The sequence below is a fragment of the Eilatimonas milleporae genome (assembly GCF_003688555.1).
GTDB classification, from domain to species: Bacteria; Pseudomonadota; Alphaproteobacteria; order Sphingomonadales; family Kordiimonadaceae; genus Eilatimonas; species Eilatimonas milleporae.
In genome coordinates, this window is sequence record NZ_REFR01000015.1 from 123,449 (window position 1) to 143,404 (window position 19,956).

A 19,956-nucleotide genomic window follows, 5' to 3' on the forward strand; every position below is an offset into this window, starting at 1 on the left:
AGGGCAGTTCGTTTCCGGTATCCGGTTCCGGTATTTTGAGCAGCCGTGCTTTTCGGACCATGCTGCGATACACAGAGTAGATTCGATAAAAATGAATAGGAATTGCGAAAATTCGGATTTAGAATATCCATAAATGAATAGATATGCCTTGCGGGGGCCTGCATTCATGGACTGGAACGATCTGCGGTATTTTCTGGCCATCAGTGAGGAAGGCAGCCTGTCGGCGGCGGCCAGAAAACTGAAAATCAGCCAGCCGACCCTGTCGCGGCGGCTCAGCGCGCTGGAGGACAGTCTGGGCAACAGCCTGTTCGCACGCACGAAGGGCGGTCTGCAACTGACGGCTTTGGGCCAGCAGCTTTTGCCGTCCATCCGTGCCATGCGCGAAGATGCCTTCGCCGTTGAACGTCTGTCCAGCGGGGATGACAGCCGGACCGCCGGCCGGGTCATCGTGACGGCGCCGGGTACCCTTGGCGATGACTGGCTGGTGCGCCGTCTGCCCGGTTTTCTGGCGCGCTATCCGAAAATTCTTGTTCATGTGCAGGTCGACGCCGCCGTTGCCGACCTGCTGCGCCGCGAGGCGGATATCGCCATGCGCATGTTTCGCCCCGCCCAGGCCGACCTGATCGCCAGCAAGGCGGCGGATGTCGGCTGGGGCCTGTATGCCAGTGAGCGCTATATGCGGGAGTTTGGCCCCTTTGAGGGTTTTGGCGACATTCCGGCGCACCGTTTCGTGGTGCCGTCGCAGGACATGTTGACCATGTCCGACGCATCCCTGTTCCGGGCGCTGCCGATCCGGGACCGCATTGTCATGCGCACCAACAACATGGCGGGTCTGGGGCTGGCCATGCGGGAAGGGCTCGGCATCGGTGCCCTGCCCTGTTTTCAGGGCGACAGCATGCCGGGTCTGTGCCGGCTTATGCCGGAAACCCTGATCGCCAAGGGGGAGTTGTGGCTGGTGGCCCATGCGGAATTGCGGCGCAACGCCCGTGTCAGGCTGCTTTACGATTATCTGAAGGAAACCCTGGCCGGCGAGGCGCCGCTGTTTCTTGGCGGACCGGCCGAAACCGTGCTGCTGAAAACCGCCAAATAGGCCTTGTCCAGCGTCCCCACCTTGACGCATGGGGCCCGTGACCATAGGTAAGGCGGTCAGTGAGTGTGCATGTCAAGGACGGGACCCGGCGGGAAAGAGCGCGGGAGAAATTCATGAGCAAGCTTCCGATTATCAATGTCCCCGACCCGTTGCTGAAGACGGTCTCGGAGCCGGTCGCCCAGGTGGACGATGCGCTGCGCGGTTTGATGGACGACATGCTTGAGACCATGTATGACGCGCCCGGCATCGGCCTGGCCGCCATTCAGGTGGCCGTGCCGAAGCGTCTGCTGGTGGTCGATGTCGCCGACACGGAAGGGGAACGCCAGCCGCGTTTTCTCGTCAATCCGGAGGTGGTGTGGGCCTCGGACGAGCGCAGCATCTATAATGAAGGCTGTCTGTCCGTCCCCGAACATTATGCCGAGGTGGAACGCCCCGAGCGAATCCGCGTGTCCTACCTGGATTATGACGGCAAGCCGCGCGAGGAGGAGATGGACGGTCTTCTCGCCACCTGTGTCCAGCATGAAATCGATCATCTGAACGGGGTGGTGTTTATCGATTACCTGTCGAAGCTGCGCCGCAACATGATCATCAAAAAAGTGGTCAAGGCGAACAAGGACGCCGTCATCCTGTAACGCCAGACCAGAGACAGAGATGGAGGGCGGCCCATGCGCCTTGCTTTTCTCGGCACGCCCGATTTCGCCGTTCCGGCGCTGAATGTCCTGATCGACAGCGGCCATGATATCGTGGCTGTCTACAGCCAGCCGGCGCGCCCCGCCGGTCGTGGCAAAAAGCCGACGCCGAGCCCGGTGGCGGCGCGCGCCGAGAACGCCGGTCTCGCCGTCCGGACGCCGGACAGTCTGAAAACCACCGTGGAAAAAGAGGCATTCGCCGCACTGGACCTGGATCTTGCGGTGGTCGTGGCTTACGGGCAGATCCTGCCCAAGGCCGTGCTGAGCGCACCAAGGCGGGGCTGCGTCAACCTGCATGCCTCGCTGTTGCCGCGCTGGCGCGGGGCGGCGCCGATCCAGCGGGCGATCATGGCCGGTGACCGCGAGACCGGTGTCGACCTGATGCAGATGGAGGCCGGTCTGGACACCGGGCCGGTGCTGGCGGAGGTCCGGACGCCTATCGGTCCGCGCGACACCGCCGCCGACCTGCATGACCGTCTGGCCGGTCTGGGCGCCGACCTTTTGAAAAACGCCTTGCCCGACCTGCTGGCCGGACGGCTGGAGCCGCGCGGCCAGACGGCGGACGGTGTGACATATGCCCACAAGATCGACAAGTCAGAAGCCCGTCTGGACTGGAGCCTGCCGGCGGACCGTCTGGACGCGCAGATCCGTGGTTTGAGCCCCTTTCCCGGGGCGTGGACCCGGATTGGCGGCGAGCGTGTCAAAATCCTTCTGGCGCGGCCGGAAAGCGCCCATGGGCGTGCGGCAGCGCCGGGCACGGTGCTGGATGACGACCTGCTGATTGCCTGTGGTGACGGGGCGCTGAGGATCGAGCGTGCGCAGCGTGCCGGTAAGGCCGTCATGGAACGGCAGGTGCTGCTGCGTGGATTTTCCGTGCCGGCCGGCAGCCGGGCCGGGGGGCCGGAGCCGGGATGAGACCGCATCGGGGCAGACCATGCCGCGCTTCAAACTGACGCTGGAATATGACGGCCGGCCCTTTGTGGGTTGGCAACGTCAGGAAAACGGCCTGTCCGTACAGGCGGTCCTGGAACAGGCCGCGGGCATGTTGTGCGGTGGCACACCGCTTGCCGTGACGGGCTCCGGCCGTACGGATGCGGGTGTGCATGCCCGTGGTCAGGTGGCGCATCTGGACCTGCCGCGCGCCATCGATGCCCACACGGTACAGGGTGCCCTGAATTATCATCTGAAACCCCATCCCGTGGCGGTGCTGGCGGCCGAGGAGACGGCGGCGGATTTTCATGCCCGCTTTTCCGCCACCGCGCGCCATTACCGGTACCGTATCGTGAACCGGCGCGCGCCGCTGACCTTTGACCGGGGCCTTGCCTGGCATGTGATTGTGCCGCTGGACGCGGATGCCATGCATGACGCGGCACAGGCGCTGGTCGGCCGGCATGACTTCACCACGTTCCGCCACAGCCAGTGTCAGGCGAAAAGCCCTGTCAAAACCCTTGATTACATAAGGGTCACCCGTGACGGCGAGGACATCCGTCTGGAAACGGGCGCCCGGTCCTTTCTGCACCATCAGGCCCGGTCCATCACCGGAACGCTGAAACTTGTCGGAGAGGGCAAATGGACGCGCCGTGACCTGCGCCATGCCCTGGATGCACGGGACCGGGCGGCACTGGGCCTGAACGCGCCGCCCGACGGCCTGTATTTCATGAAGGTGGAGTATTAACCGCACCGCCGGCGCGGTTGCCGGAAAAACGCCGCTGTTGGAAAATGCGGCTGTCGGACAACGAAAATGGGATGGCCGGCTTTAAGCGGCGGCGCTGGCCGGCTGGCTGAGCAGGGCGTAAATGGCCGCCGCGTCGCTGGCCGTGCGCAAGCGGTCGCACATAGCGTCGTCGCGCAGAAGGCGGGACACACGGGCGAGCGCTTTCAGATGGTCGGCCCCGGCTTCTTCCGGTGCCAGCAGCAGAAACACCAGATCCACGGGCCGGTCGTCAATGCTGTCGAAATCGATCGGCTGGCACAGTCTGGCAAACAGGCCGGCAATATGATCGACCCCGGCAATGCGGGCATGCGGAATCGCCACGCCGCGACCGACGCCCGTACTGCCCAGGCGTTCGCGTTCCATCAGGGCGGCAAAAGTGTCCCGCGCATCGATACCGAAAGATTCGGCAAGGGTTTTGGAAAGTTGCTGCAAAGCCTGTTTCTTGCTGGAGGTTCTGAAGTCCGCAATCACATGATTGCCTTCGAGAAGATCGTTGATCTCCATCGGGTTGCTCCTCGCCACTCCGTTACGGCGTTTCGATTACAGTTACGGCGTTCCGGTCCCGGCCGGTCATGAAGACGGCCATTCCCTGTTATGATCGGGCCCGCATGTGCTTGTCATCTTAAAGCACCGGTCTGGACCCGTATTCCGGTTATCGCCTCATAAGAGGCACCGGGATTTCCCCCCGCTGCGCGCCTGTGCCCTATCAGTCCCCACGCCCTGTCGTCAACCCACTATGACGCGGCGTGCCCAGTTGCAAACAGCCACCGGGAAAACAATGCACCGATGTTTGCCGAATGCAAACGCCGGTTTTTCACTTCATCGGCGTGTGCCCGTATGGGAAGAAGGCTTCCGACAGGCAGTGTCGTCCGGCGGGGCGGCGGACAACCGCGCCCCGCCGGACGGGTGTGTTCTCAGGAACCTGATTCGCCCATATACTGCATATCAGGGGCTTTCGGTTGCAGTGTGTTCTGTTTCAGGGCTGATCCAGCCGATATTGCCGTCAGGCCGTTTGTACACCACTTCCAGCAGATCGCTTTTGGTGTTGCGGAACATGAAGGTGGTGGCGTCGGCCAGATCCATGAGCATGACGGCGTCCCCGACACTGACGCGCGGGATCTGCCGCCGGCTTTCGGCGATGATGATGGGCTGATCCTCGCCCGTATCACCGTGGCCGTTCATGGCCCCGCCGTCGTCGGCACCGTCCTCTTCAGGAGTGGGGGCCAGCACATTTTCCTGTGCCAGTTCCATGGCGATTTCACGGCTGGGAACGTGGTGATGGTTTTTCAGGCGGCGTTTGTAGCGGCGCAGCTGTTTTTCGATCCTGTCCGCCGCCAGTTCGAAGGCGTTATAGGGGTCGTCCGACTCGCCGCGGGCCTGAAGCGTGATGCCCTGATTGGCGTGCAGGGAGACATCGACGCGGATCAGGTGATTTTCTTTGGAAAAGGTCACGGAAGCCTCGATGGATCGCGAAAAATACTTATCGACGACCAGCGAAAGACGGTCTTCCACATGACGCGTCAACGCGTCTCCTACATTCATTTTCCGTCCGGTGACATTGATTTCCATAGGTCCCTTTCGTCCCTTATTGGCCGGCGGCTGTTTTCCCGCGGACGCGGATGCCCGCAAGCACGCCGGCGGATGGTATGGAGGGAGCCATCCAAACGGGCCGATTTCGGGCCGCATATAAGACGGTTTCAAGGCAGGCGCACCACGGTGTCCCACCGGGCCCGTTCCGATGTCCCCTCACGGCTTATGGAAGCGCCTTTTCCGCCTGGCGACCCTGATAAAAATCAAACCCTGACATTCGGCGGAGGCATTGATCCTTTCCCAAGCTTTTCAAGGCTATCACATATGGTGCGGGTGCCGTCAAAAGCCGGTGGCGGGTGGTCTTAAAGCGCTGGAAAGTATCGGAAAAAATACGCTGTGAAAAAAAGACGATCCGGTGCGGCGGCTCCGACTCAGGCGGTCAGGGCCTTTTGCCGGCGCCGCTGCACGGACGAGGGGATGCGAAGGGCCTCGCGGTATTTGGCGACCGTCCGCCGGGCGATATCCATTCCGTCCGCTTTCAGAAGGGCGACCAGTTTGTCATCGGACAGGATTTTTTTCGGATCCTCGGCATCGATCAGTTCCTTGATGCGGTGTTTCACTGCCTCCGCCGACAGGGCATCGCCGCCGTCGGCGGAGGCGATGGCGGATGTGAAGAAATATTTCAGTTCGAACAGCCCGCGCGGCGATGACATGAATTTATTGCTGGTTACACGGGAAACGGTGGACTCATGCATGCCGATTTCCTCGGCAATATCCTTCAGGGTCAGGGGTTTGAGAAAACGGACGCCCTGTTCGAAAAAGATATCCTGTTTTTTGACCAGCGCGGTCGCGACCTTGAGGATGGTCTTGGCCCGCTGGTCCAGCGCCTTGACCAGCCAGTTGGCGTTCGAAACGCATTCCGAGACAAAGGCCTTGACGTCCTTGTCATCGCCGACCGTCGTCAGTTCGGCGACATACTGGCTGTTGACAAGGACCTTCGGCAGGGTGTCGCTGTTCAGTTCCACGGTCCAGTGGCCGGCGCGGTCCTTGCGGACAAAAATATCCGGCACCACGGGCTGGACGGTGTCCGCCGCGAAGGACAGGCCCGGCTTGGGGTTGAGCGTGCGCAATTCCGAGATCATGTCGGACAGGTCTTCGTCGTCCACCCGGCACAGTTTTTTCAACTGTCCCAGCTCCTGGCGGGCGAGAAGGTCGAGATTGTCGACGAGCACCTGCATGCAGGGGTCGAACCGGTCGCGTTCCCTGAGCTGTATGGCAAGGCATTCCGACAGATCGCGCGCGAAAACGCCGGACGGCTCCAGCGTCTGAAGTTTCACCAGCACCGTCTCGACAAGTCCGGTGTCGCACACCAGCTGGCCGGCCACATCCTCCACACTGTCGGACGCGGCATAGCCGGTTTCATCCACCAGATCGATCAGGTGGGCCGCGATCAGACGTTCGGCGGGTTCGGTGATCTGCACGGCCATCTGACGGGTCAGGAAATCCTTCAGGTTTTCACCGTCCTCCAGCGTCTGGTCGAGGCCGCGTTCATCGCTGACCGCGCTGCCGCCCATGCCCTTGACCGCACCGGCACCGTCCAGGCCGAGCCCGCTGTCGCTGCCGACCGCCTGGTTGGAGGCATTGTCGATGGCATCCGCCACGCTGTCATGCTGAAACACATTGCTGTCATAGTCGGTATCAAGCGCCGCGTCGCTGGAGCCGGAGGTGTCAAATCCGCTTTCCAGACTGCGGTCCGTGGCGACAAGGCCGTCATCGACCTTCGCGTCCGCGCCGGCGGTACCGGCGTCCCAGTCGGTGTCGTCGCGGCCGCCGCCCTCGCGCAGGCCCTCATCGCTGGCCGTGCCGCCGCCTTCGCCGCCCGGCGCGGCGGCCGGATCGTCCCCGCCGCGTTCGCCCATTTCCAGTATCGGGTTGCTTTGCACCTCGCCGGCGACATAGTCGGCAAGATCCATATTGCTGAGCTGCAACAGCTTGATCGCCTGCTGCAACTGGGGTGTCATCACCAGTTGCTGGCTCTGTCTCAGATCAAGCCGTGGCGTCAGCGCCATGGATATGGACCCTCCTTAACCTATGGCGAACGGGTGTACCCGTTCTACAGCCAGTCCGTGTCTACAGCCAGTCCGTGTTTACAGACTGAATTTTTCACCCAGATAGACGCGCCGCACGTCCGGGTCTTTCAGAACCTGTTCGGCGGTGCCTTCAAACAGAACCGTGCCGTCATGGATGATGAAGGCACGGTCGATGATGTCCAGGGTTTCGCGGACATTGTGATCGGTGATCAGAACCCCGATGCCGCGATCCTTCAAATGGGCCGTCAGATCGCGGATATCGGCGATGGCGATCGGATCAATGCCGGCAAAAGGTTCGTCCAGCAGGACAAAATTGGGCCGGGCCGCCAGTGCCCGGGCGATTTCGCAGCGCCGCCGCTCGCCCCCCGACAGGGCCAGGGCCGGGGTGTCGCGCAGATGGGTGATGGAAAATTCTTCCAGCAGTTCATCCAGCATGGCGTTGCGCAGCGCCCGGTCGGGTTCGACCACTTCGAGAACCGCCTTGATGTTTTCGGCCACCGTCATGCCCCGGAAAATCGATGTTTCCTGCGGCAGGTATCCGATGCCCAAGCGTGCCCGGCGGTACATGGGCAGATGGGTGATATCGACCCCGTCCAGCACCACCCGTCCGTGATCCGGCGCGATCAGGCCGGTGATGCTGTAAAAACAGGTGGTCTTGCCCGCACCGTTCGGCCCGAGAAGGCCGACCACCTCGCCGCGGTGAACCGACAGGGACACATCGCGCAGAACCGGGCGTCCGCCATAGGCCTTGCCCACGCCGTCCACCCGCAGACCTTCCTGTTCAATGGCGGGGATCGGCCCAAGGCCGGTATCGGCATCGCTATTCTGACTGTCGGTGTTATGACCGCCCATGGTCAGGGCACCCGCCGGATACGGCCCTGCCTGGCCCGTGGCGCCATCGGTGTCAGGCAGTCTGTTCATGGTGTGCGCGCATGTGGTTGTGGCCTTCGGTGCTTCTTTCCCGGATATGTCCGTCCAAAGTCAGACCCTGGCGGTGTGTCCGGGGTGTTTCCCGCCTGTCGGACCGGACCGGCAGTGACGGGTATTAAACCGTGAAAGTTTTAATGAACTACTAACTGGCGGGATTCTTGCATCATATCGTGACGCTGTCGAGACAATGCGACAAAAAAAGACCGCTTCCGGATACGCGCCATGCCGGATATCCCAAGTCGGCACATGTTCCGCCAGGGGGTCGCCGGCCAGAAAATCACTGGCCAGAAAATCACTGGCCAGAAAATCACTGGCCAGAAAATCACTGGCCAAAAAATCGCTGGCCAAAAAATAACCTGCCGGACAATACCATGCCGGTTATCCCCGCCCTGGGTCCGTCAGCGTCCCGGCCCGTCCGTGCTGTCTTTTTCGCCCGTTCTTGCGGGGATGCCGAACCGGCCGCGCACGCGGCCCTCCTCGGCGTCTTCAACACTGTCCAGCTTGGTCAGTCCCGAGACCAGGTCCAGTTCCAGCCGATCACCGCGAATCGTGGTGTCATTCTGCGTCATCAGGACATTGCCGCCGATGGTGACAAGCCGCCTGTCCACATCATACACACCCCATTCCCCTTCGACGGTTTCGGTCCGGGATGCCAGACGCACGCCCCCGGTGACATCGAGGCGGCGGATTTCCGGGTCGCTCGTGCCGTCGACGGTTTCGTAGAAGACCGTCAGGTTTTCCGCCGTCATGGTGAGTTGGCCCTGAATAACGCGGACATTGCCGGTGAAATCGGCGCGGCTTTCCCGCTGTTTCAATTCCAGGCGGTCGGCCGTGATATCAATCGGCTGATAGGTGTCATGATCCTTCAAAACGGACTGGGCATGGCCGGGGGGCGCTATGCCCGTCACGGATGCGCACAGAAGAACCGATGCCAATATGAGAGACGCGCGAAACACAATGATCCCCTGTTCACGGATGATATCCGTCGTCTGGTCCTAATCCCGGTTACCGGCCGTCCCGTTGTCCGGTCTGTCATTCGGGCCTTCATTTGGCCTGTCACTTGGCTTGGCATCCGACCCGTTCTCCGCCCCGGTCCGGGCACGGGCCGGTGTGATGCGCAGGGCCACGCCGCCGTCGAAAACGCCCTTGGATTCATCGATGCGGATTTCCACCCGCGCCGCTTCCAGCGTGCCGAGGCGCGAGCGGCCCGACACGTTGCCGTGACCGGTGGCGACGCGGGATTTTATCTGGACTTCGGCCCCTGACATTGTCAAGGCATAGTCGGCGCCGCTGGTCAGTTCCACGCCGCCGACCAGGGACAGGCGCCCCTCGTTCAGCCGGTAGACGCCGGTTCGGGCCTCGACCCGCGCGGGCAGGCCCGGTTCCAGGTCCATTTGCGCGCTCAGATCCTCAAGCCGGATGCGGGGCGAGGCGGGATCATCCTGCATGCCCGAGGCGGCGGTGATGGTAAACAGCCTGTCGACGGCGTCGGTGCCGCGATACCGCAGATTGGTCATGCGCACCTTGTCATCGCTGGCGGCGACTTCTTCCTTGGACAGGGTAAAGCTGACCTCGGTATCCGACAGCAGGGGCCAGAAGACGGTGACACTGCCAAGGACAATGGCGGCAACCGGCAGGACTATGCGCATGGCGGCGACGAACCGGTCCCACGACCCGCTGGCCGGTTTTGCCGGCTGCGGGGTCAGGGCCGCGCGGGCGCGCAGCTTGGCGTCCGTCGGGCTGGCATAGTGATTGTCCGCTTTATGCACCGCAGTCGTTCCGTTCCGGGTCAGTGGGAGAAAATATCCATCGGTTCAAACCCCGCGAGGTCCAGCCTGGCCCGGGCCGGCAGGAAGCTGAAGGCGGCCTCGGCCAGATCCATGCGGCCCTCGCGGGTCAGCATATGGTCGAGCGCCTCTTTCAGCCGGTGAAGATGCAGGACATCCGATGCGGCGTATTTCTTCTGTGCCTCGGACAGGGTGTCCGTGCCCCAGTCGCTGGACTGTTGCTGCTTGTCCAGGTCCACGCCGATCAGTTCCCGGCACAAATCCTTCAGACCGTGGCGGTCCGTATAGGTGCGCACCAGCTTGGAGGCGATCTTGGTACAGTAGACCGGATGTGCCATGATATTCAGATAGGCATCCATCACGGCGATATCAAACCGGGCGAAATGGAACAGCTTCAGCACCCCGTCATCGGCCAGAAGCCGTTTCAGATTGGGCGCCGCATAGACGGATGCGCCGCCGTCCGCCGGATTGGCGAACTTGACCAGATGGGCGTCGCCGTCCCCGGCGGACAACTGTACGACGCACAGCCTGTCCCGCGCCGGGATCAGGCCCATGGTCTCGCTGTCGATGGCGACAACGGGTCCCAGGTCCAGACCGTCCGGCAAATCCCCGTCATGCAGGTGAATGGTCATTTGGCATTTCCGCATTATTGATGTCAGGTCGGTTTTTCCTTCCTTGGCACAGGCTTGGGGCCTTCGTCAAAGACACAGTGCCATAAAGATACAGGGTCGAAGATACGGTTCCGGGCGCCCCCCCGATTGCGGGTCCGTACCATCCGTGTGCCTGTGCCGGATCATTATCCATGTCGGTTATAAAGGCAGGGGGCACGGCACTGCGTACCCCCATGGCCAGGACTTTGGTTGGGCGCCGTTTATACGGCCTTTATCCACGGGACCTAAAAGTCATAGGGGCCTAAAAGCCATATCCGAGCGACAGCAGGACGGACAGGGGGGTGTAATCCGGCCGCAGTGTCGCGGCATCCGCCGTCAGCGCGGCATCGCTGCCATCGAAATAGCGGGCTTCCACCCGGGCGCGCCAGCGCCGGCTGAACTGCCAGCGCAGGCCGGCCATCGCTTGCCATGCAAAGCCGTCCCCTGACAGGGTCAGGGTATCGCCGTTGTCCAGGGTGATGTCGGTATCGATTTCCTGAACGATGCCGGCGCCGGCGCCGATATAGGGCCGCAGCCGGCCGTTGCCGCCGAGACCCGGAAAGGCGTAGATGACATTCCCCATCAGGGACAGGGATGCCAGGTCCCCTGACGCGACCGTTCCCAATCCCGTGGCTTCAAAGCCGTTGTAATCATTGCGCCGGTACATGATCTCGCCTTCCAGCGCGAGACCGTTTGCCCATTCATATCCGGCGCTGCCGCCGAAGGCATAGCCGGTCTGATAGTCGGCATCGGACGTATTGGCGGTGCCGTCCGCCGTTTCCACCTCATAACCGCCCGAGGACAGGATGTTCAGGCCGCCCGTGGCCCGGACGTAGAATCCGTCCGTTTTTGCGTCATCCTCCTGTGCGAGGGCATTTTCGCCCAGGCCCATGGCGGCCGCGACGATCAGCGTGCAGGCGGCGATCCCCGCACGGGCGCGGGTCGGCGTATGGCCGGTGGTCCTGACCATGGTCTTGGCGGTGATTTTGGGCAGGGTTTTTCCGGACGGGGTCATGGAAAAGGCTTTCATGTCGGTTCGGTCCCTCTTGGGTTTTGGCGTTGCGGGTTTTAACATTGCGATGATTGCCTATAGTGGCGCCGCGACCCTCCGGTTCACGGGGACTGAACGAACGGTTATTTTTGTGAATGAACGGTATGCTTCGCCCGTTGTCTCGTTCGACGTCGTGCCTGCGTGGGGTCCGTTGGCGCGGCTCTGCGGCCTTCTGGGGGTGGCGTCAGGCGTTCTGCTGAGTCTGTTGGAGCCGGCGGCCGCTCCGGGCCTGTCTTTCCTGGAACGCCTTGTTTTCTGGACGGGTCACACCCTGCCAAGCTGGACGGCCATGCTGGCGGTGTGGCGGTGCCTGCCGCAGCCGGACGGCGCGCGCGGCTTTCGCCGCTTCATACCCGTGATCCTGCCACCGCTGACGGGGGCCGTCGTTCTGGCTGTGGTGTCGCTTTTTCTGGAAGCGGTCTTCGGTGTCGGGGACATGGACGATGTTCCGGTGGGGTTCGCGCCTGCCCTTGGCGATGAGCTTGCCACCGTGACACCCATTGCCGTTTTTTTCTGGGGACTTTTTCTGCTGGCCCGCCACGGTCTTGCCAGACTGTCCGCGAGCCGTTCCATCCCTGTGGCCCATGGGGACACTGTGTTTGTCTCCGAAATGCGGGATCTGCCGCCGCTGCTTCAGGGCCTGCCGGACCGTCTTGGCACGGATCTGGTCTCAATCAGCAGCGAAGCCCAGTATCTGCGGGTCCGTACGCCAAGGGGCGAAGCCATGGTGCCCGGTGCCCTGAAAGAGCTGGACGCCGCGTTGCCACCGGGTCTGGGGTTCAGAATTCACCGGTCTCACTGGGTGGCGCTTGGGCATTGCAAGGGTCTGAGGAAGCGCGGGGGCGGCTGGGTCTGCTGTCTGGATACCGGCCTGACACTGCCGGTCAGCCGGCGCCGCCTGGCGGCGGCCAAGAAAGCCATCGGACCCGCCGCCTGAAACGGGGCCGGGCTGTCCCTCTATCGGTGTTCGGCCGTGCTGGTGCCGCCGGCCTGAAAGGCGGCGGCGTGCTGTTCCAGATCGGCGATCAGGGGATACAGCGCCCGGGTGACGAACAGATGGATCCTGTGGACACTGACGGCATGTTTGAAATACGGGCGTTCGATGGTGCTGTTGTTGAGGTTGATTTCATCCAGGATGAAATGCGGCACCCGCCCCCTGTTGTATAAATCCACCAGGGTTTCGGCCCCCGCCGCCAGAACGTGGTCATGGCCGCGCATCAGCAGGTCCGCATAAAGATAGCCGCGCGGATAGGCCACATACTGGCCGCGGGTATCGGCAAGGGATGTCACCGTATTTGACGCGGTGACCAGAAAAACCGGAACTTCCAGAACGGGCTGGCGGATCATGACGCTGTCTTCGCCCATGCGGCCGTCGAAGGCGGCGATGCGCAGGGTGGCGTTGACGGTACCGGCCTTCATATAGTCCGCGTCGCGGTTGCTGGGGACGCGGACAATTTCGGCGCACAGGCCCGCCTCGCGGAAATATGTGATCAGGCTGTGATAGATATTCTGCAACGGCCGCGCGCGCGCCGACATGGCAAGGCGTATACACAGATCCGGGGCAGTCACGGATATGGGCACGGCCGCCGGGGTGTGTCTGAGCGTGACAGCCTGCAAGGGTGTGTGCGCCGGCCCAATGAGCACCGCCAGCACAAGCATGGCGGCCGATACCCTTGCGATACGGCGTGTTTGCCGCTCTGGCCGATTGTTCAGGCGGAAGCGCATGTAACCTTTCGGGAAAGGGGAATTCATTCAGAGATTGTATCGAATCCGGGCAAAAGGGCAAACCCTATTGGAAAACAGGCATTTTTCTGTCGCCGGATTTACCGAAGGTTCTATCGGCTTCATTGTACTCCATAAGGGGACTTGACTGACTGACCAGTCAATCAGCCGGCCAGCTAGTCAGCCCAGACGGTGTTCTGTCTGTGCAGGCGGTTTTCCCGAATCGTCGAACCGGCCCATTGCAAGGCCGGTTGGACTCCATACAATCTGGGCAATCTGGCGCGGATATGGATGTGCGGTTGGGAGACGGGTTCGGATACGGGACCTTTTTGGAATAGTGGTACCCTTTTGGGGGGTACACCCCTTTTAGGACTGTACTTCCCAAAAGGGTACAGAAATGGCCTGTCGCCCCTCTCGGCCTGTCGGGTGTGACGGACTGTAAATGGCCGCTGCGGCACCGGGTGCCGCGTATCATGCAGGGCCCGTTCCGTGTCCGATATCCGTGACCCCCGGTATTGAGCCGCCAGACCAGGGACTGCGGCGAGCGTCAGGCGTCTTCTCAATATACCGGCTGTCTCCGCACCGCGTCCGTATGGCAGACGATTGCAACACAGGGCCAAACGGGGCAACAGTGTCCTTTTGCGGACCTGCGGCACGGGGATGCCCAGAGGCGGCAGTGCGATGATCAGGCCTTGAAATGCGGCGCCAGCACGCGGTCCCAAAAGGACGGGGGGTCAAGCCGCATGAGTATGGACCCGCCGGACAGGGCCGCTTCCGGGGTCCGGTGCAAAAGCCCGTTCGGTGCGCCGCGAAAAACGGCAATATCCCAAGGGTTCAGGGTCTCCAGATTGTCGGGGTCCCGCACAATCTCCTCATTCGGGGCGCCGGTCTCGTAGGCGTGCAGGTCGACGGCCTCGCCGGGCAGCCATTCGGTCCCCCGGCCCCGATAGGTTACAAGCAGGCGGAACGGCACGTCATCCATATGATACCGCCGGCATGTGCGCTGTGTGCCGAGGCGAAAACCGACCGCCTCACTGTCCAGCATGGCACAGAAGAGCCGGCAGATGGCGACCATATCCCTGAGCCAGACAGCCATGAACGGCATGCCCCGCACAGGACCTGGGACTTCCCGCGTGAGAGCGGCCTCGATGTCGGCATGAGCGCTTTGCCTGCCGACCCGTGCGGTGATGCCGAAGGGCTTTCGTGTAAGCGGAGCAAAGACTGATTCGGCCCCGTCAAGCGGCTTTCGCCCGAGCCGTGCGAGCGGTTCCGGACGGGCTGGAAACCGGCACAGGTCCGACATGGACGACGCCTGGAAAACCGGCATGACCGGTTCAGGCCGGCGCGTCGCCGCAGTGTGCCGCACCATTGTTACCGTGCCGCCAGTGCGCGTTTGAGGAGCGCGCGATTCCACAGATGCGCGCTGGCGGTCATCAGGGCCCCGACGCTGGTGACAAGCTGCTCGGCCCAGTGCTCTTCCCCGACAATGAGCGAAAGGGTCAGCAGTGCAAGACCGACGGATGCCGGGAGAAGTGGCCCATACCGGCGGTGCGCCCTGATGCCCGTGACAAGAGCAATGGCGACCACCATGAACGCCAGCACGACCACCAATCGGTGAAGCCATTCCTGTTCGGACAACGTCCCGGCCAGGGCCGGTATCAGGGCCAGCCCGACCGGCACCGCCAGACAATGGATCAGGCAAACGGTCGACAGCAGAACACCGACGACATCCCAAGACCGTGTTGTGCGGGATACGGCAAAATCCGTCACGCAATATACTCCCCATGGGGCGGGGCGGCCGGCTTTTGAGAAAGCGCCGCCCCGATTTAAGGCGCTATGTTATAACGAACATATCCCATGGCAACATGAAGGCAAACCGGAAAGAGACGGCGGGCAAGGCACGCCGGTTCGCTATGGCGTGACCATACTGGGACCATACCGGGACCATACCGGGACCATACCGGGACCGCAGTGGGGGCAGCGGCAAAAGACCGACCCGGGTGTCTTTATCCATCCCTGTCGGACGAGGGGTTTCGAAATCCGGTGCCGAGAGGCTTCCAGGACAGGATGGCGACAAGCGCAATCCCGAACGCGGCGACAAGGAAGGGCAGCGTCAGAGCGCTATGCCGTGTCAGGTATCGTTCGCCCCAATTGACGATGTGGCCGGATGCAAGCAGCCCAAGCGGCATCATCCCCCATGCGAACAGACGGTAGACACTGTTGACCCGCCCTCGAATGTCGTCCGGCACGACCCGTTGACGGTAGGAAATGGACAGCGCGTTCCAGACCACACCGATGAGATGGAAAACGAACATCACCCCCGCGACCGCGACCGCGTCCGGCGCAAAGGCGATGAGCAGAAAAAGCGGCGCCGAGGCCATGGTCATCCACTGGGCGAGAGCGGCGGCGCGAAAGCGTTTCAGCAGCGGTGACACGGCGATCCCGCCCGTCGCCCCCGCCGCCAGGATCAGGCCGTAGGTCGTCGCCCCCGCATTGAGGTTTTCCTGAACGTGCAGGATCAGGGCGATGAGCGCCATCTCGGCGAAGAAGGTCCAAAATCCGGTGTTCAGCACCAGAACCCGCAGCGTCGGTTGGCGGGCCACGAAACGAACGCCCGCGCCGGGGTCCGCGCGCCACGAGGCTCTGCACCGCCCGCCGGCCCTGAACCGGCCCGAAAGCGAGGCCGTGACAAGGGCAGCACACAAAAAAGCGGCCGCGACCGCGAAAAAGGGCAATGGCAGAAACAGGGCGATGAGGACGGCGCCGGCGGCCGGGCCCAGCATGCTGTTGCCGACCGTCTCAAGGCTTGCGAGCCAACCATTTGCCCATTCAAGCCGGTGCGGCGGCACGATCGACGGCAGCATCGCCTGGGCGGCGTTGTCGCGCGCCACTTCCGCACACCCGATGAGACACCCAAGGCCAACAAGGACCCCATACAAACCACGGTTCGCCGGGCCGTCGGCTCCAGGATCGCCGAGCGGCAGGCTGAACAGGATCGCGGCCCCGGCAAGGCCGTAGCCGACCGTCCGGAGCAGGTCGCAGGCAACGATCAGCCGTCGCCGGTCCGCGCGGTCCGCCAGAATTCCCGACGGCAGGGCAAAAAGCACCCACGGCACGCGCAGGGCGGCGGGCAGCAGCCCAATCAGAACCGGATCGCGCGTCAGAAGGGACGCCGTCCACGCCCATGCGAGCACCGCGATGCCGTCGGCCGTGTTGGCCAGTCCCACCGCGCCCGCAAAGCCCGTGAACGCCCGCCGCGACGGCATCCATGCGGCGGGTCTTATGGTTTCGTGTGACATTCCTAGAGGTCCTGAACAGTCTGATCCCAAACATCTTGACATCGGGTATGCCTAATGCCTCAACTTAAGTTGAGGTCAAGGGAGTTTTACAGACCATGGCGGTGTCCGAGATCACCATTGGCGAGGTTGCCGGACGGACCGGGGTCGCGGTTTCGGCACTTCACTTCTATGAACGCAAAGGCCTGATCCGATCCGAGCGCAGTGCCGCGAACCACCGCGTCTATCCGCGCAGCGTCATCCGACGCGTCACCATCATACGGATCGCGCAAAAGGCGGGGGTGAGCCTTGCGGAAATCGCGGAGGCCTTCAGCCACCTGCCGAAGGACCGGCCCATATCTGGCCGGGACTGGGTCGCGCTTTCGACGGCGTGGCGCCAGGGGCTCGAGGCCCGCATCGCGCTTCTGACATCCCTGCGGGACGATCTGGGCGACTGTATCGGCTGCGGCTGTTTAAGCGTGGAGAACTGCCCGCTCGTCAATGCGGACGACCGGCTTGCCGCACTGGGCGCGGGCGCGCACCGGCTGCCGGGAACCGGTTGAGGACGCACGCCGGCGCGTGCGGCGCCGTCAGACAATACCGGCACATTGGAGACGCGAAGCGTGGAACCATTGCTGCGCGGCTGGGGTCGGCGAGGCGGCCAACGGCAAACAAAAATGGCGCACCGGAAATGAATTCGACAGTTACTTTCTGCTACTGCATACAGTTGCATCAACCGCACAGAACGCGGGCAGGCAGCGGAAGCAGCGGAAAAAGAATAATGGTAAATACCGTGATTAAACAACGAATGTCTTATCAGCTTATAAAAGGAATAATATCTATTTTCATAAGGATGGCTTCCCTCTTCATGCGGAGCGTGGCGACGCTTCATGGAATAGATATATAAGTATATATGTCTTTTCTCTATCCATATATTTTTAAAATATATAATATTTCCGGCTGTTTTGGTTTTTCTAAAATAATATTATAGTAAATTCGCATATATGATTTATTTTTGTGTATTTTTGTTATCTTATATTTTATGATGCGGCTTTTATCCTTCAATCAAAGCCTTTATCTGTTTTTTTGCTATCCTGATCCCAACGGGGGAAAGCTGCTGAAGAAGTGGAAGAAGCGCTAAGACCCTGTCATTTTGTTCATCTTTTTCTTCAAGGTTTGGCACCACACCTAACAGCGTATCCGCACTAACGGCAAATGCTTTCATCAGCTTGAAAAGCGTATCCAGTGTTGGGAAGCCTTTTCCGCGTTCGATATGGGAAATTGTAAATACGGAACACTGGAGCCTGCCCGCCAGTTCTTCTTGGCTCCAGCCCCGTTTTTCCCGGTGTGCCCGTATATTAGCGCCTAACAGTTTTCTCTGGTCCATGGACCAGAATCTGCCGCTAACTTGTAAACTATACCATTATATCACTTGCAAAAAATTAATATATATTGTAAATCTTTGCAAATATCGTCACCCTGAATAACGACACGCTTAGTCAGGGGAGAACGATAAAACCATATCGTGTATCAAGCGTGCCGCTGCGCTCATCAACGGTTTGCATATCAACGGGAACAGTAAATAACCCGCCTGTTTAGCAAATAATCCAAACCACGTTTGCTGAAAAAGCAGCCAGAAAAATGATTGAAAGAAGCCCAGTTTCGATAAGTGAGCAGTCTTTTTAAGGCAGAGTGGATTTTGGGAATTAGATAAATGAGTATAAGAATCAGTGAATATGACGAGTATATCACTGAGTGTAATAAATATTACGTAAAAAATACAGAGGATATTAAAGCAGTATTGAAAGAAGCTGTCGCTATTGAATACGGAAATTCCGGAGAGGTTTTCCCCATAGATAGCTATAATGAAAAAGAAAATGTACTAAGAGTTAAGTTTATTAACCCCAAAACTAATTCCCCAGGAATAGCCCACATAGCTCAGGCAACGAATATTCCTTTAGAGAAAATTTACGTTAAGTCCAGATTATCCAAAACCGTTGGATAAGATGGGGTTTATCCGAGATATATTTGGACGGTTATTCGGGATGAATAATGGGAGCCCCCTTCCTGGCCTCAGCACATGCGAAGCGGAAACCGGACAATCGGACAGCGTGCGTGAACCGGGCCCATCGTGTGCACAGGACTGGCGGGCGATGATCGCGAAATGGCGCGCTTCATCTGGACTGCCCGCATTTCAAAGGCAAGCGGACGCCCGGACATCGGGGCAATAAGTTCGCACGATGGATAACGCCGTCAAATACCATTCAGAAAAAACGGCCCTTGAATATCCTGGTGCGTATCCGAGCTTCGTCAGGATAAACGGCCGCGGGTTTGCCGGGTCGGACATCGTTGATCTGCCCGAACGATTGTCGGGTAAAAACGGCCAAGGTGTCTGACGCCCCTTGCGGCAATTTCCTGGCCTGACGACAGCTCATTGGCGGCGGGGGCTGGAGATGATGCGGGTGTCCGGAATTAAAACAGTGGCGATCATCGGTGCGGGCCTGATCGGTCAGGGCTGGGCCATCCGTTTTGCCATGGCCGGACTGACCGTGCGCGTCTATGACAAAAACCCCCGGACGATGACCCAATTCCATGCCCGGCTTTCCCAGGCTCTCTCGGATATGGCCGGTGAAGGCCTTTGCGACGACCCTCATGCGGTTTCAGCGAAAATAACGCTGACCACCGGCATCGAAAGCGCGGTAAGCGGGGCGGATTATGTGCAGGAGTCGGTTCCGGAACGGGTCGACGTCAAATGGAGTGTCTGCGCGGAAATTGACCGCTGTTTGTCCGCGCGCGCCCTTGTCGGCAGCTCCAGTTCCGGTATTGCGGCTTCCGACTTTACGGCGGACCTCAAAAACCGCGAGCGGTTTTATGTGGTGCATCCGGTCAATCCTCCGCATCTGGTGCCCGTTGTGGAAATTGTTCCGGCTCCCTGGTCGGAGACCGCGAATATTCCCGTGCTGCGCGGCCTGATGGAAAGGCTCGGACAAAGCGCGGTGGTCGTGAACCGGGAAATAGAGGGTTTTATTCTCAATCGCCTGCAAGGGGCGCTTCTGAACGAGGCCTGGGCCCTCTATGAAGAGGGGTACGCCAGCGCGGCGGACATCGACCGCACGGTGCGGGACGGCCTGGGGCGGCGCTGGGCGTTCATGGGACCGTTTGAGACGATCTCGCTCAATGCTCCGGACGGCATTAGGGATTACGCCTCCCGCCTTTCGTCCCTGTACCACAATATTGCCCTGTCCCGGCGCGCGCCCAAAGCCTGGTCCTTATCGACGGCGGAACGGTTGGCGAGGGAACTGGCGGGCGGGGCAAAAAGTCCGAACCGCGCGCAAGCGCTTGCAAGGCGAAACAGGAAACTGATGCAGATTTCCAAACTCCATGAGCGCTGGAAAAAAGACGGTTCGTAAATCTGAAAGGAACATTCA

General features: G+C 60.9%; 21 protein-coding genes. 8 read left to right on the forward strand and 13 right to left on the reverse strand.

From position 1 onward, the window contains the following. Positions 1–166: 166 nt before the first annotated feature. From BXY39_RS16790 to truA, 4 genes are all read left to right on the forward strand, one after another. On the forward strand, positions 167–1,090 hold the full coding sequence (locus tag BXY39_RS16790) for a LysR family transcriptional regulator (protein ID WP_170163912.1): 924 nt from the start codon (positions 167–169) through the stop codon (positions 1,088–1,090). Between the two features lie 113 nt (positions 1,091–1,203). Then, positions 1,204–1,722, forward strand: a complete 519-nt coding sequence (gene def / locus BXY39_RS16795; RefSeq protein WP_121940051.1) for a peptide deformylase — start codon at positions 1,204–1,206, stop codon at positions 1,720–1,722. A 33-nt stretch (positions 1,723–1,755) separates the two neighbouring features. Continuing rightward, complete coding sequence (gene fmt, locus BXY39_RS16800; RefSeq protein WP_121940052.1) at positions 1,756–2,694, forward strand: methionyl-tRNA formyltransferase; 939 nt, start codon at positions 1,756–1,758, stop codon at positions 2,692–2,694. Between the two features lie 19 nt (positions 2,695–2,713). Beyond that, complete coding sequence (truA, locus tag BXY39_RS16805) at positions 2,714–3,454, forward strand: tRNA pseudouridine(38-40) synthase TruA (RefSeq protein ID WP_121940199.1); 741 nt, start codon at positions 2,714–2,716, stop codon at positions 3,452–3,454. An 81-nt stretch (positions 3,455–3,535) separates the two neighbouring features. On the opposite strand, the gene ptsN is transcribed toward truA, so the two are convergent. From ptsN to BXY39_RS16850, 8 genes are all read right to left on the reverse strand, one after another. After that, the gene (ptsN, locus tag BXY39_RS16810) at positions 3,536–3,997 is read right to left on the reverse strand and encodes a PTS IIA-like nitrogen regulatory protein PtsN (protein WP_121940053.1); all 462 of its coding nucleotides are present in this window, start codon (positions 3,995–3,997) and stop codon (positions 3,536–3,538) included. Positions 3,998–4,438: 441 nt separating this feature from the next. Then, a complete protein-coding gene (gene hpf, locus BXY39_RS16815) occupies positions 4,439–5,062 on the reverse strand; it encodes a ribosome hibernation-promoting factor, HPF/YfiA family (RefSeq protein WP_211332311.1) in 624 nt (207 codons plus the stop codon). A 392-nt stretch (positions 5,063–5,454) separates the two neighbouring features. Next, the gene (gene rpoN / locus BXY39_RS16820; protein WP_121940055.1) at positions 5,455–7,092 is read right to left on the reverse strand and encodes an RNA polymerase factor sigma-54; all 1,638 of its coding nucleotides are present in this window, start codon (positions 7,090–7,092) and stop codon (positions 5,455–5,457) included. 78 nt (positions 7,093–7,170) lie between these two features. Further along, positions 7,171–7,965, reverse strand: coding sequence for an LPS export ABC transporter ATP-binding protein (lptB, locus tag BXY39_RS16825; protein ID WP_425458915.1), 795 nt, complete (start codon positions 7,963–7,965; stop codon positions 7,171–7,173). A 476-nt stretch (positions 7,966–8,441) separates the two neighbouring features. After that, positions 8,442–8,999, reverse strand: a complete 558-nt coding sequence (locus tag BXY39_RS16835; protein ID WP_170163914.1) for an LptA/OstA family protein — start codon at positions 8,997–8,999, stop codon at positions 8,442–8,444. A gap of 39 nt (positions 9,000–9,038) precedes the next feature. Next, positions 9,039–9,812 carry a hypothetical protein gene (locus BXY39_RS16840; protein WP_121940058.1) on the reverse strand — a complete coding sequence of 258 codons (774 nt, stop codon included), beginning with the start codon at positions 9,810–9,812 and terminating at the stop codon, positions 9,039–9,041. Between the two features lie 20 nt (positions 9,813–9,832). After that, positions 9,833–10,462, reverse strand: coding sequence for a ribonuclease D (locus BXY39_RS16845; protein WP_121940059.1), 630 nt, complete (start codon positions 10,460–10,462; stop codon positions 9,833–9,835). A gap of 280 nt (positions 10,463–10,742) precedes the next feature. Continuing rightward, positions 10,743–11,510, reverse strand: coding sequence for an outer membrane protein (locus BXY39_RS16850; protein ID WP_170163915.1), 768 nt, complete (start codon positions 11,508–11,510; stop codon positions 10,743–10,745). Between the two features lie 112 nt (positions 11,511–11,622). On the opposite strand from BXY39_RS16850, the gene BXY39_RS16855 reads away from it, so the two are divergent. Next, complete coding sequence (locus tag BXY39_RS16855; protein WP_170163916.1) at positions 11,623–12,468, forward strand: LytTR family DNA-binding domain-containing protein; 846 nt, start codon at positions 11,623–11,625, stop codon at positions 12,466–12,468. A 20-nt stretch (positions 12,469–12,488) separates the two neighbouring features. On the opposite strand, the gene BXY39_RS16860 is transcribed toward BXY39_RS16855, so the two are convergent. From BXY39_RS16860 to BXY39_RS16875, 4 genes are all read right to left on the reverse strand, one after another. Further along, positions 12,489–13,283: a hypothetical protein gene (locus BXY39_RS16860; RefSeq protein ID WP_211332312.1), complete on the reverse strand. Its 795-nt coding sequence runs from the start codon at positions 13,281–13,283 to the stop codon at positions 12,489–12,491. A gap of 655 nt (positions 13,284–13,938) precedes the next feature. Then, a complete protein-coding gene (locus BXY39_RS16865) occupies positions 13,939–14,622 on the reverse strand; it encodes a DUF1826 domain-containing protein (protein WP_121940062.1) in 684 nt (227 codons plus the stop codon). 2 nt (positions 14,623–14,624) lie between these two features. After that, complete coding sequence (locus BXY39_RS16870; protein WP_121940063.1) at positions 14,625–15,023, reverse strand: MerC domain-containing protein; 399 nt, start codon at positions 15,021–15,023, stop codon at positions 14,625–14,627. A 236-nt stretch (positions 15,024–15,259) separates the two neighbouring features. After that, positions 15,260–16,552, reverse strand: coding sequence for an MFS transporter (locus BXY39_RS16875; RefSeq protein ID WP_170163917.1), 1,293 nt, complete (start codon positions 16,550–16,552; stop codon positions 15,260–15,262). Positions 16,553–16,647: 95 nt separating this feature from the next. On the opposite strand from BXY39_RS16875, the gene soxR reads away from it, so the two are divergent. After that, positions 16,648–17,091, forward strand: a complete 444-nt coding sequence (gene soxR / locus BXY39_RS16880) for a redox-sensitive transcriptional activator SoxR (protein ID WP_170163918.1) — start codon at positions 16,648–16,650, stop codon at positions 17,089–17,091. A gap of 491 nt (positions 17,092–17,582) precedes the next feature. On the opposite strand, the gene BXY39_RS16885 is transcribed toward soxR, so the two are convergent. Further along, complete coding sequence (locus BXY39_RS16885) at positions 17,583–17,915, reverse strand: helix-turn-helix domain-containing protein (protein WP_121940065.1); 333 nt, start codon at positions 17,913–17,915, stop codon at positions 17,583–17,585. Between the two features lie 327 nt (positions 17,916–18,242). Here BXY39_RS16885 and BXY39_RS19205 point away from each other — a divergent pair, with 327 nt between their 5' ends. Then, positions 18,243–18,533, forward strand: a complete 291-nt coding sequence (locus tag BXY39_RS19205; RefSeq protein WP_147453618.1) for a hypothetical protein — start codon at positions 18,243–18,245, stop codon at positions 18,531–18,533. Between the two features lie 457 nt (positions 18,534–18,990). Further along, a complete protein-coding gene (locus BXY39_RS16890) occupies positions 18,991–19,938 on the forward strand; it encodes a 3-hydroxyacyl-CoA dehydrogenase (RefSeq protein WP_211332313.1) in 948 nt (315 codons plus the stop codon). The last annotated feature ends 18 nt before the right edge of the window (positions 19,939–19,956 follow it).

What these genes read in the sequence shown, in the direction of transcription:
- BXY39_RS16860 (WP_211332312.1), bottom strand. Translation starts at nt 13,283, where the DNA reads ATGAATTCCCCTTTCCCGAAAGGTTACATGCGCTTCCGCCTGAACAAT.
- BXY39_RS16885 (WP_121940065.1), bottom strand. Translation starts at nt 17,915, where the DNA reads ATGGACCAGAGAAAACTGTTAGGCGCTAATATACGGGCACACCGGGAA.
- BXY39_RS16790 (WP_170163912.1), top strand. Translation starts at nt 167, where the DNA reads ATGGACTGGAACGATCTGCGGTATTTTCTGGCCATCAGTGAGGAAGGC.
- BXY39_RS16865 (WP_121940062.1), bottom strand. Translation starts at nt 14,622, where the DNA reads ATGGTGCGGCACACTGCGGCGACGCGCCGGCCTGAACCGGTCATGCCG.
- rpoN (WP_121940055.1), bottom strand. Translation starts at nt 7,092, where the DNA reads ATGGCGCTGACGCCACGGCTTGATCTGAGACAGAGCCAGCAACTGGTG.
- fmt (WP_121940052.1), top strand. Translation starts at nt 1,756, where the DNA reads ATGCGCCTTGCTTTTCTCGGCACGCCCGATTTCGCCGTTCCGGCGCTG.
- def (WP_121940051.1), top strand. Translation starts at nt 1,204, where the DNA reads ATGAGCAAGCTTCCGATTATCAATGTCCCCGACCCGTTGCTGAAGACG.
- ptsN (WP_121940053.1), bottom strand. Translation starts at nt 3,997, where the DNA reads ATGGAGATCAACGATCTTCTCGAAGGCAATCATGTGATTGCGGACTTC.
- truA (WP_121940199.1), top strand. Translation starts at nt 2,714, where the DNA reads ATGCCGCGCTTCAAACTGACGCTGGAATATGACGGCCGGCCCTTTGTG.
- BXY39_RS16845 (WP_121940059.1), bottom strand. Translation starts at nt 10,462, where the DNA reads ATGACCATTCACCTGCATGACGGGGATTTGCCGGACGGTCTGGACCTG.
- hpf (WP_211332311.1), bottom strand. Translation starts at nt 5,062, where the DNA reads ATGGAAATCAATGTCACCGGACGGAAAATGAATGTAGGAGACGCGTTG.
- BXY39_RS16875 (WP_170163917.1), bottom strand. Translation starts at nt 16,552, where the DNA reads ATGTCACACGAAACCATAAGACCCGCCGCATGGATGCCGTCGCGGCGG.
- BXY39_RS16850 (WP_170163915.1), bottom strand. Translation starts at nt 11,510, where the DNA reads ATGAAAGCCTTTTCCATGACCCCGTCCGGAAAAACCCTGCCCAAAATC.
- lptB (WP_425458915.1), bottom strand. Translation starts at nt 7,965, where the DNA reads ATGGGCGGTCATAACACCGACAGTCAGAATAGCGATGCCGATACCGGC.
- soxR (WP_170163918.1), top strand. Translation starts at nt 16,648, where the DNA reads ATGGCGGTGTCCGAGATCACCATTGGCGAGGTTGCCGGACGGACCGGG.
- BXY39_RS19205 (WP_147453618.1), top strand. Translation starts at nt 18,243, where the DNA reads ATGAGTATAAGAATCAGTGAATATGACGAGTATATCACTGAGTGTAAT.